This window comes from Micromonospora sp. NPDC007220 (assembly GCF_040634035.1).
In the GTDB taxonomy this organism is placed as follows: domain Bacteria; phylum Actinomycetota; class Actinomycetes; order Mycobacteriales; family Micromonosporaceae; genus Micromonospora; species Micromonospora reichwaldensis.
This window is the reverse complement of sequence record NZ_JBEYEU010000028.1, coordinates 66,233-75,487: the sequence shown is the minus strand read 5'-3', so window position 1 is coordinate 75,487 and position 9,255 is coordinate 66,233. Positions and strand designations below refer to the sequence as shown.

The 9,255-nt window shown below is 73.6% G+C and carries 8 protein-coding genes; 7 read left to right on the top strand and 1 reads right to left on the bottom strand.

Annotated elements, in window-relative coordinates; genetic code table 11:
- Positions 1-452: 452 nt before the first annotated feature.
- From ABZ573_RS28705 to idi, 7 genes are read left to right on the top strand one after another with little or no spacing between them, the layout of a single operon-like run.
- A complete protein-coding gene (locus ABZ573_RS28705) occupies positions 453-626 on the top strand; it encodes a hypothetical protein (RefSeq protein ID WP_192581221.1) in 174 nt (57 codons plus the stop codon).
- A gap of 54 nt (positions 627-680) precedes the next feature.
- The gene (locus ABZ573_RS28700; protein ID WP_151452475.1) at positions 681-1,472 is read left to right on the top strand and encodes an alpha/beta fold hydrolase; all 792 of its coding nucleotides are present in this window, start codon (positions 681-683) and stop codon (positions 1,470-1,472) included.
- Between the two features lie 45 nt (positions 1,473-1,517).
- Positions 1,518-4,265 carry an AAA family ATPase gene (locus tag ABZ573_RS28695; protein ID WP_358122158.1) on the top strand — a complete coding sequence of 916 codons (2,748 nt, stop codon included), beginning with the start codon at positions 1,518-1,520 and terminating at the stop codon, positions 4,263-4,265.
- Positions 4,262-5,248 (top strand): isocyanide synthase family protein, encoded by a 987-nt coding sequence (locus tag ABZ573_RS28690; RefSeq protein WP_151452477.1) that lies wholly within the window; start codon positions 4,262-4,264, stop codon positions 5,246-5,248. The genes ABZ573_RS28695 and ABZ573_RS28690 overlap by 4 nt, the downstream gene beginning before the upstream one ends.
- The gene (locus ABZ573_RS28685; protein WP_151452478.1) at positions 5,245-6,051 is read left to right on the top strand and encodes a TauD/TfdA family dioxygenase; all 807 of its coding nucleotides are present in this window, start codon (positions 5,245-5,247) and stop codon (positions 6,049-6,051) included. Before ABZ573_RS28690 ends, ABZ573_RS28685 begins: the two co-directional genes overlap by 4 nt.
- Positions 6,052-6,110: 59 nt before the next feature.
- The gene (locus ABZ573_RS28680; protein ID WP_151452479.1) at positions 6,111-7,076 is read left to right on the top strand and encodes a UbiA family prenyltransferase; all 966 of its coding nucleotides are present in this window, start codon (positions 6,111-6,113) and stop codon (positions 7,074-7,076) included.
- Between the two features lie 21 nt (positions 7,077-7,097).
- Positions 7,098-7,682, top strand: coding sequence for an isopentenyl-diphosphate Delta-isomerase (gene idi / locus ABZ573_RS28675; RefSeq protein ID WP_151452480.1), 585 nt, complete (start codon positions 7,098-7,100; stop codon positions 7,680-7,682).
- 81 nt (positions 7,683-7,763) lie between these two features.
- Here the strand turns inward: idi and ABZ573_RS28670 are convergent, their stop codons facing one another.
- On the bottom strand, positions 7,764-8,954 hold the full coding sequence (locus ABZ573_RS28670) for a histidine kinase (protein ID WP_225851892.1): 1,191 nt from the start codon (positions 8,952-8,954) through the stop codon (positions 7,764-7,766).
- Positions 8,955-9,255: the final 301 nt, after the last annotated feature.

Sequence of the window (9,255 nt, the reverse complement as noted above, 5' to 3'; positions counted from 1 at the left end):
GGTGTCATTGGGTTGGCAGTGTGGAGTTGCTGGTCAGGCATTGTCGGGTGGTGGTGGGGCATGAGACCGTCATCCGGGTCCGATGAACGGCGCACGGCCGTACGGGGAAAGGTGCCGGTGAGCTGCCGAAGGTTGCTCCCACGGCCGGTGGGGAGCAATTCCCGCGGCCCGCTCCGTCGGCCGGCCCACCGCCCGTGACCCTTGCCACGCAAGGGCTTCCCGGGCCGGGGGTCCACCCTGGACACCGTGCTCGCGGCGCCCGGACGGCCGGGCCGGGTATTGACAAAAGTCACCGGGCCTGCCGCGTGTGACGGGTATGAGCGATTCACGAATGCGTTGTGACGAACCTTCGCGTAGACGGTGAACGCAGACCTTGTTGAAACACGTGCCCGTCCAGCAGGTTTAGATGGCGTTCCGCACCACCGGGCCAAGCTGTGTGAGAGGGGACTCCCATGTCTGTCAATGCGACCGAGATTCTCAATGCCTTCTTCTTCGACGGTGCCGACGCTCCGGCGGACGGTGACCTGCGCATCGACGTCGTGGACAGCTGGACCACCAGCGACCTGGCGGCGGTCCGGCCGACCACCATCAGCTGGAGCGAGGCCCGGGTGGACGGGGGCCGCTGACGCAACCGGGGCGACCGCCACCGGCGACCACGAGCTGAATCGCGGGGGAACGAGATGACGGACACCGACCTGTGGGTGCGACGGTTCCACCCGGCGGACGAGGCGGCGACCAGGTTGCTGTGCCTGCCGCACGCCGGCGGCTCGGCGAGCTACTTCGCCCGGGTGGCCAGGACGCTCGCTCCCGAGGTCGACGTGCTCGCCGTCCAGTACCCCGGTCGGCAGGACCGGTTGCGGGAGCCGGGCCTCACCTCGGTCCACGAGATCGCGGACCGACTGGTGACGGTGCTGCTGCCGCTGGTCGACCGGCCGATCACCGTCTTCGGCCACAGCCTCGGCGCGACCATCGGCTACGAGGTCGCGCTGCGGCTGCGGCGGGCGGGCGTCGGCCCGACCGCGCTGTTCGTCTCCGGCAGGCGGGCTCCGCACCTCCGTAAGGAGGAGCGGACCCACCTGCGGGACGACGCCGGCCTGATCGCGGAGGTACGCGCCCTGGCGGGCACCGACAGCGCGCTGCTGGAGGACGAGGACGTGCTGCGGATGGTCCTGCCGGCCATCCGCTCGGACTACACCGCAGCCGAGACCTACGAGTACCGGCCCGGGCCACGCCTGGACTGCCCGATCGTCGCGCACATCGGCGACAGCGACCCGCGGGTGACGGTCGACGAGGCGAAGGCGTGGCGGGAACACACCGACGCGGGGTTCGAGTTCGTCGTCCACCCGGGCGGTCACTTCTATCTCAACGACAACATGTCCGCGGTGCTGCGCAGCATCAGGGCGCACACCCGGTCGCTCAGCTCGGCCTCGCGCGGCGCCGCCACGGTCGCCCACGCCGAACAACCGGGGTGAGTCGCCGGTCGACCCGAGCCTCAGGAGTGTCCGGAGGTGACCCACATGGCACTGATCGAGAGAGAACACCTGCTGTCCGACCTCGTCGAGACGTACGCGACGGCTGCCGCGGGCCAGGGCCGGGTCGCGCTGGTCGACGGCGGCGTCGCCAGCGGGAAGACCCGACTGGTGAACGCCGTGACCGAGGTGGCCGTCGGCGAGGGCGCGCTGGTGCTGACCGCCGCCTGTTCGGTCGCGGAGAGCATGATCCCCCTGGGGGTGGTGGGACAGCTGTTCCACAGCCTCCGGGCCCAGACCACCTCGACCGGCCACCTGCCGCTGCTGCGGCGCGACACCGGGCCGGCGGGAAACCCGGACGCCCCCACCCTGCGGCACGGTGACGCGCAACTGCTGGAGGACGTCTGCCAGGTCCTCCTCGACGTGGCCGCCGACCGGCCCCTGGTGGTGGTCGTCGACGACGTCCAGTTCGCGGACTCCCTGTCGTTGCAGGCGCTGCTGTACCTGCAACGGCGCATCCGTTTCGCGCGGGTGCTGCTCGTGCTGAGCGGATGCGTGGGCGCGCGGCCCGAGGCGGCGGCGTTCCGTGCGGAGCTCACGCGGCAGCCGCACTGCCGTCACCTGCGGCTGCTCCCGCTGTCGCCCGAGGGCGTCGGGCGACTGCTCGCCGAGCGGATCCGGCCGGAGGCCGCCCGGCGGCTCGCCGCGTCGGCGCACGCCGTCAGCGGCGGCAACCCGATGCTCGTACACGCGCTGCTCGACGACGCCCTCACCGGCGCCGACGGGGACGTCGCGCCGACGGTGGGCGCGTCGTTCGTCCAGGCCGCGCTCGCCTGCCTGCACCGCAGCGACCCCCGGCTGCTCGACGTTGCCCGCGCCCTTGCGGTCGTCGGCCCGTCCGCGTCCGCCGGGCTCGTCACCGGGCTGGCGGGCCTCTGCGCGGCGACGACCCGGCAGGTGCTCGGCGCGCTCGCCGAGGCGGGCCTCACCGAGGGGCACTCCTACCACCACCCGGCGGTACGCGCGGCGGTGCTCGACGACTGCCCGCCGCAGACGCAGTCGGCCCTGCGGTCGCGGGCCGCGCTCCTGCTCCACGAGGACGGCGCGTCCGCCGCCGAGGTGGCCGCGCACCTCGTGGGCGTCGACGGGCCGGCCGGATCCTGGGCCGGTCCGGTGCTGGTCGCGGCGGCCGGGGAGGCCGTCGCTGGCGGCGCCGCACGGCACGCCGTGGACTGCCTGGAACTGGCGCTGCGATCCACCGAGGACGACCGCGAGCGGGCCGCCGTGGAGGCGGCCCTCGTCCGGGTGCACTGGCGCAGCGACCCCGAGGCGGTTCCGCGGCACCTGTCGTCGCTGGCGGTGGCGGCTCGCGCCGGCCTCCTCGACGAGGCCGACACGCTGCTGCTCGCCCGGTCGCTCGCCTGGCAGGGCAGGCACGACGAGGCGGTGGAGGCGCTCGACGGGGTGGGCGACCTCACCACGCACCCGGACCCCGACCTCGGCGCCGACCACCTCGCCACCCGCGAGTGGCTGCGGCACTGCCGCCCGCACGGCGGCGACGGTCCGGGCGACCCCGGGCCGGGCGTGGCGGTCGACCGCGCCGAGGAGGTGCTGCAACGCGCCCGCCCCGGTGACTCCCTCCTGGTGTCGGTGTGGCACGCGCTGCGGGTGCTGATCGGCGCCGACCAGCTCGACCGTGCCGCCGACTGGTGCGAGAAGCTGGCGGAGGAGGCCGAGTCGCACGGGATCACGAGCTGGCGGGCCGTCCTGACCGACGTACGGGCCGCCGTCGCCCTGTGCCGCGGCGACCTCGCCGCCGCCGAGCGGCACGCGCGCGACGCGCTGGCCACGATGCCGCCCGCCGCCTGGGGCGTCGCCGTCGGCTCGCCGCTCGCGCACCTGGTCCTGGCCTGCACGATGACCGGTCAGCTCGCCGAGGCCGAGGCGGCCCTGCGGGAGCCGACGCCGGCCGCGATGCGCCAGAGCATGTTCTGGCCGCAGTACCTGCGGGCCCGGGGCGTCTACTACGACGCCGTGGACCGGCGGCACGCCGCGCTCGCCGACTTCCAGACCGCCGGCCAGCTCGCCGTCGGCTGGGGCGCCGACGATCCGTCCGCGCTGCCGTGGCGGGTCGACCTCGCCCGGCTGTACGTGCGGATGGGCCGGCCCGACCAGGCCCGGAAGCTGGTCACCGAACACCTGGCGCTGCCGGGTGGCGACGCCCCGCGCGCCAAGGGCATGGGGCTGCGGGCGTTGGCGGCGGCGTACGCGCCCAAGCAACGGCAGGTGATGCTGCGCGAGGCGATGGACCTGCTGCACGCCAGCGGGGACCGGCACGAACTCGCGCACGTCTTCGCGGACCTGAGCCAGACCGGGCACGCCCTCGGCGAGTTCGGGCGCGCCAAGATGATGGGCGCGCACGCCCTCCAGCTCGCCGAGGGCTGTCACGCCGAGCTGCTGCGGCGCAAGCTCAAGCCGTCCGACGACACCCTCGAAGCCGGGGTGGCCGGCGCGAAGGACGGGCTCGCCACGCTGACCGACGCCGAGCGCCGAGTCGTGAACCTGGCCGCCCGCGGGCACACCAACCGCGAGATCGGCGACCGGCTGTTCATCACCGTCAGCACCGTCGAGCAGCACCTGACGCGGGCCTACCGGAAGTTGAAGATCAGCACGCGTACGGAGCTGGTGCACATCGACCCGCCGAAGGGCGCACGCGGCGCGCGGCGCCGGCGCGTCGCCCCGGTCGGCCCGCCCTCGGGCGACAAGGAAACCACGATGCGATCGGACACGACATGACCGTTGCCGAGGACGAACAGGTCGGTAGCCGGGAGCGCACGCTCGCCCGGCAGATTCTCGAACTGGTCTTCCGCTTCCGCCGTCTCGAGCACGCCGACGACCCGTGCGGGGCGCAGCCGTGCGACGACTGCTTCGCGACCCACGAGGAACGGGTGGGCCGGTACCTACGCAGCGGCGAGCCGCTGCACTTCGTGCTGCCGGCGTTCCCCGCGAAGTCCCGCAACCCGGAGAAGGTGGTCGGGTCGCTGCCCGACCTCGGTGAGCGGATCTCCGTGGAGTTCCTCCAGTCCTTCTGCGAGCAGGTCAGCCACTACCACCCGGCGGGCGCGCGGATCCTCATCTGCTCCGACGGCCACGTCTTCTCGGACCTGCTCGGCATCCCCGACGAGGACGTGACCGCGTACCGCACGGAACTGCAACGCATCATCGACCAGACCGGCGCGTCCTCGGTCTCGATGTACTCGCTCGACGACGCGTTCGGGGCGATGTCCTACGACGAGATGCGCGGGCGGCTCCTCGCCGGGTACGCCACGCCGCTGGCGGACATCCGCGCCGAGGTGCTGACCGACCTGGGCGCCCGGTCGCTGTTCAACGGCATGCACCGGTTCATGCTCGAGGACCAGGGCCCGCTGCACCCCGACCTGAGCCGGACCAAGCTGCGCGAGCACTGCAAGGAGTTCGCGTACCAGATGATCCGGCGCAGCCGCGCCTGGGGAGACCTGGTCGGCACGAAGTTCCCCGACTCGCTGCGGCTGTCGATCCACCCGCAGCCCCGGCACGCCGAGAAGATCGGGCTGCACCTCATCCGGACCAGGGACAGCTGGCTGACGCCGTGGCACGGCGTCGTCCTCGACGACGGCGTCAACCTGACGCTGGTCAAGCGCAGCCAGGCCGAGCGGGACCGGGCCTCGTTGGTCTGGCGCAACGGCCGGCCGAGCCACTACGTGAACCCCCACTTCCGGCAGGAGGAGATCGCCTCATGACCACGGCAGACGAGCTGCGGGTGCAGCGGACGCCGCTGGCGCCGTTCGGCACGCTCTTGACGGCGGAGCACGACGGCGCCGACCTGCGGGACATCGCGCCCGCGACGCTGGAGCGTTGGACGATCGAGTCCAAGGTGGTCGTGCTGCGCGGCTTCCCCCTGCTCGACAGGGAGGACCTCGTCGCCTACTGCGAGACCTGGGGCGAGGTGCTGACCTGGGACTTCGGCGCCGTCCTGGACCTGGTGGTCCAGGAGGACCCGAAGAACTACCTGTTCAGCCGTACGGACGTGCCGTTCCACTGGGACGGCGCGTTCGCGCGGGCCGCGCCGCGGTACTTCCTCTTCCAGTGCCTCGAGGCGCCGGTGCCCGGCGGCGGCGGCGAGACGGTGTTCTCCGACAGCACCGACGTGATCCGGCGCGCCTCGCCGGAGCTGGTGCGCGAGTGGGCGGCGACGGAGGTCAGCTACCGCACGGAGAAGCTCGGCTACTACGGCGGCGAGACCGTGTCGCCGCTGCTCACCACGCACTCGGAGACCGGCGAGACGATCATGCGGTACGGCGAGCCGCTCGACCCGGAGCGCTACCGCAACCCGGTGTGGGTGTCCATCGGCGGCAGGTCGGCGGAGGAGGCCGAGCCGTTCATGGCCGACCTGCGCGACCGGCTGCACCACCCGGACGTCTGCTACCACCACGAGTGGGTCGACGGCGACATCGTGGTCGTCGACAACCAGGCGCTGCTGCACGGTCGCAACGCCTTCCGCGGCAACTCCTCCCGGCACCTCCAGCGGATCCAGATCCTCTGACCCCGGTCAGGGGCGCTCGCGGGTGCCACCGAAGGTCCTCAACCCCGAAGGAAGACACCATGACCGTCGAAGAGGCGCGCGCGGGCGCGTCCACACCGGCGCCGGCCACCGCGCGGCGCCCGATCTACCACTCCATCCGCATCCGCCGGGTCGAGTTCCTGCCCGTGATGCTGGCCATCTACGCGATCCCGTCGCTGCTGTCGGTCGACGACCTGAGCACCCTGGCCTCGGTCCACTTCGCGCTGGTGATCGTGATGGCGCTGTCCATCATGCACTTCATCGACATGACCAACGCGTACGCCGACCGCGACGTCGACGCCGTGTACAAGACGTGGCTGTCCCAGGCGGTGTACGGGCTGGGGCTGCGCAACGTGCGGTGGCAGATCGCCGCCACGGGCGCGGGTGTGCTGGCCCTCGCGACCTACTTCACCTTCCGCACCGGGCACTGGGACATCCTGCCCCTGGTCGCGTTCACCCTCTGGATCGGCGCCCAGTACTCCATCCCGCCGGTCCACCTGAAGAGCTCCGGCGTGGGGCAGATCCCCGGCCTCGCCGCCGTGCTGATCTGGCTGCCGATGCTCGTCGTCGTCCGGTCCGTGCCCGGTGAGCTGTCGTGGCCGCTGCTGGCCGTGATCATCGGCTTCGGGCTGAACCAGGTCGGCATCGTCATGGTCAACACGGCCGAGGACTGGCCGGAGGACGCCGCGTTCAACATCCGCACGTGCGTACGCGCGCTGGGCCTGACCCGCGCGATGGCCGTCGCGAGCGGGCTGATCGCGGTCGGCGGCTCCACGGTGTGCGTGTCGGTGCTCGCCATCGGCGGGTTCACCTGGGGTGCCGTGCCGATGATCGTCGCCATTGCGTTCGCGCTGGTGCACGTGTCGGGCACCTGGCGCGGCGTACGCGGCAAGCCCCTCGCGGACGCGCTGGCGTTCCTGCGGCCCCGGGCGAAGCTGGTGCCGTTGCAGGTGGCGAGCACCGGGTGGGGAACCGTGATCGCCGCCGCCTTCGCCCAGGCGAGCTGAGTCCCGGTGGGGAGGGACACCATGGCGCAGGTCGTGCTGCTCGACGAGGAGGGACGGCCGGTGGGCGCCACCGAGGGCGCGACGGTGCACCACCTGCGTACGCCGTTGCACCTGGCGTTCTCCTGTTACGTCTTCACCAGCGACGCCAAGCTGCTGCTCACCATGCGCAGCGACCGCACGCGCACCTGGCCGGGGATCTGGACCAACTCGTGCTACGGGCACCCAGTGCCGGGGGAACCGGTCCCCGCGGCGGTGACCCGCACCGTACGCGCCGAGCTCGGCCTGGCCGCGCCCGCGCCGGAGCTGGTCCTGCCCGCCTTCCGGTACCGCGCCACGATGGACAACGGCGTGGCGGAGAACGCCGTGTCCCCGGTGTTCCGGGTGGTGACCGACGAGCGCCCGACCCCCGACCCGGCCGCCATCGGCGACTTCGAGTGGGTCGCCTGGGCGGACTTCGTGTACGCGGTGGGCACCGGCGACATCTCCGTGTCGCCGTGGTGTCGTCTCCAGGTCGCCGAGCTCGTCACCCTCGGCGACGATCCGACGCGGTGGCCCACGGCCGACGAGTGCCTCCTGCCCGGCGGGACGCTGACGGCCACCGGCTGAGCGGCGTGCGGCGGACCGTGCCCACCGGCGGGGTGGGCACGGTCCGTCGTCCGTTGCGGCGGGTGCTGCTGTCGGGCCCGGTCACGACCCGGCCCGGACGCTGGCCTGCACGGTGAACGTGCCGTCCCCCCGCCAGGTGCGCAGCGTGCCGCCCGCGTCCCGCAGCCGGTCGGCCAGCCCCGGCAGCCCGCTGCCGTCGAGGTCCGGCGCCCCGTCGCCGGCCCCGTCGTTGACCACCGTCAGCCGCGCCCCGGACGCCTCGCCGGCGATCTCGATCGTGCACCACCGCGCCTCGCCGTGCCGCAGCACGTGGGCGCCGGCCTCGCGCAGCACGGACACCAGCGGCCCGGTGAGCGCGGGCGGCAGGTCGCGCTCCGGCTGCGTCACGGAGCACCGCACGCCGGCGTTGCGCAGCACCCGTGCCACCGTCTGCGCCTGCTCGCGCAGGCCGACGCTGCGGTAGCCGTGCACGGCCTCGCGCATCCGGGCCGACGCGGCCGCCGCGAGCGCCCGCATCTCGGCGGTCTCCTTCCTGGTCCGCTCCCCGTCGACCATTGCCAGCCGCGACGCCAGCTCCGCCTTGAGGACGAGCGCCGACAGCTCGTTCGCGAGCAGGGCGTAGACGTCCCGGGCGCACCGCAGCCGCTCCTCGGCCGCCGCCAGGCGGGCCAGGGCGTCGTGCCCCTCCCGGGCCTGCGCCCGGAACGTCCAGAACCACAGGTGCAGCACGTTCCACGTCGCCACCGTCAGCCCGAGCACCACCGTGACGGTCACCGCGTCGCGCACGGGACCGCCGAGCCACCAGGCCGTCGCCGCGGCCACCAGCACCGTCCCGGCCATCAGGGTCACCGCGCACCGGACCGGCAGCAGCAGCGGCGCGGCCCCGACGAGCGCGGCCCCCACGAACGCCCAGGCCCGCCCCGGGGTGCCGCCGACCGGCCCGACGAGCGGGACGGACAGCACGGCGGCCGTGGCGCAGCCGGCGACCAGCCACCGGCCGGTCGTCGTCGCCCGCCACGGCATGACCGACCGGTGCAGCGCCGCGGCCAGCGCCAGGACCAGGAGCAGCGACCCCGCCGCGCCGAGCACGATCCCGCGCGGGTCGGGCTCGCGACGCAGTTCCAGGGCGGCGAGCAGTACGCACGCGGCCACCCCGCTCGCGGCGCCCGCCAGGATGCACAGCCTCGCCCGCCGCATGCCCGGGGTGGACAGGGCGTCAGCCGGCGCGGCGGGGGTCCCCGTCAGGCCGGTGGGCCGGATCCCGGTGACCATCAACGCCACGGCTCCCGGCGGACGTGGCGCGTGCCGGGCCCCGGCACACCAGGACGCGCCGACCCGGGCAGCGGTGCGCTCGGTGTCGTCGCCTGCCGGATCACGGTCGCCACGGAATGCATGGTATCGGTTACGGTCGGTTCGTGCCGACGTGGATCCGTCCCTGCCGTCGCATCCCGGGGCCGCCACCCGCCGGGCTCGCCCGTGGGGTGGGTGGTCTCGAGGAGCTGCGCTGTCATCGGAGGGCCTCCGTCCGGTCCTGGTCGCGTGGGCGCCGGCGGGCGCCGGTCCGCCCCGCGGG

Coding starts and splice junctions, on each gene's coding strand:
- ABZ573_RS28685 (WP_151452478.1), top strand. CDS start 5,245: ATGACCACGGCAGACGAGCTGCGGGTGCAGCGGACGCCGCTGGCGCCG.
- ABZ573_RS28690 (WP_151452477.1), top strand. CDS start 4,262: ATGACCGTTGCCGAGGACGAACAGGTCGGTAGCCGGGAGCGCACGCTC.
- ABZ573_RS28680 (WP_151452479.1), top strand. CDS start 6,111: ATGACCGTCGAAGAGGCGCGCGCGGGCGCGTCCACACCGGCGCCGGCC.
- ABZ573_RS28695 (WP_358122158.1), top strand. CDS start 1,518: ATGGCACTGATCGAGAGAGAACACCTGCTGTCCGACCTCGTCGAGACG.
- ABZ573_RS28700 (WP_151452475.1), top strand. CDS start 681: ATGACGGACACCGACCTGTGGGTGCGACGGTTCCACCCGGCGGACGAG.
- ABZ573_RS28670 (WP_225851892.1), bottom strand. CDS start 8,954: ATGGTCACCGGGATCCGGCCCACCGGCCTGACGGGGACCCCCGCCGCG.
- ABZ573_RS28705 (WP_192581221.1), top strand. CDS start 453: ATGTCTGTCAATGCGACCGAGATTCTCAATGCCTTCTTCTTCGACGGT.
- idi (WP_151452480.1), top strand. CDS start 7,098: ATGGCGCAGGTCGTGCTGCTCGACGAGGAGGGACGGCCGGTGGGCGCC.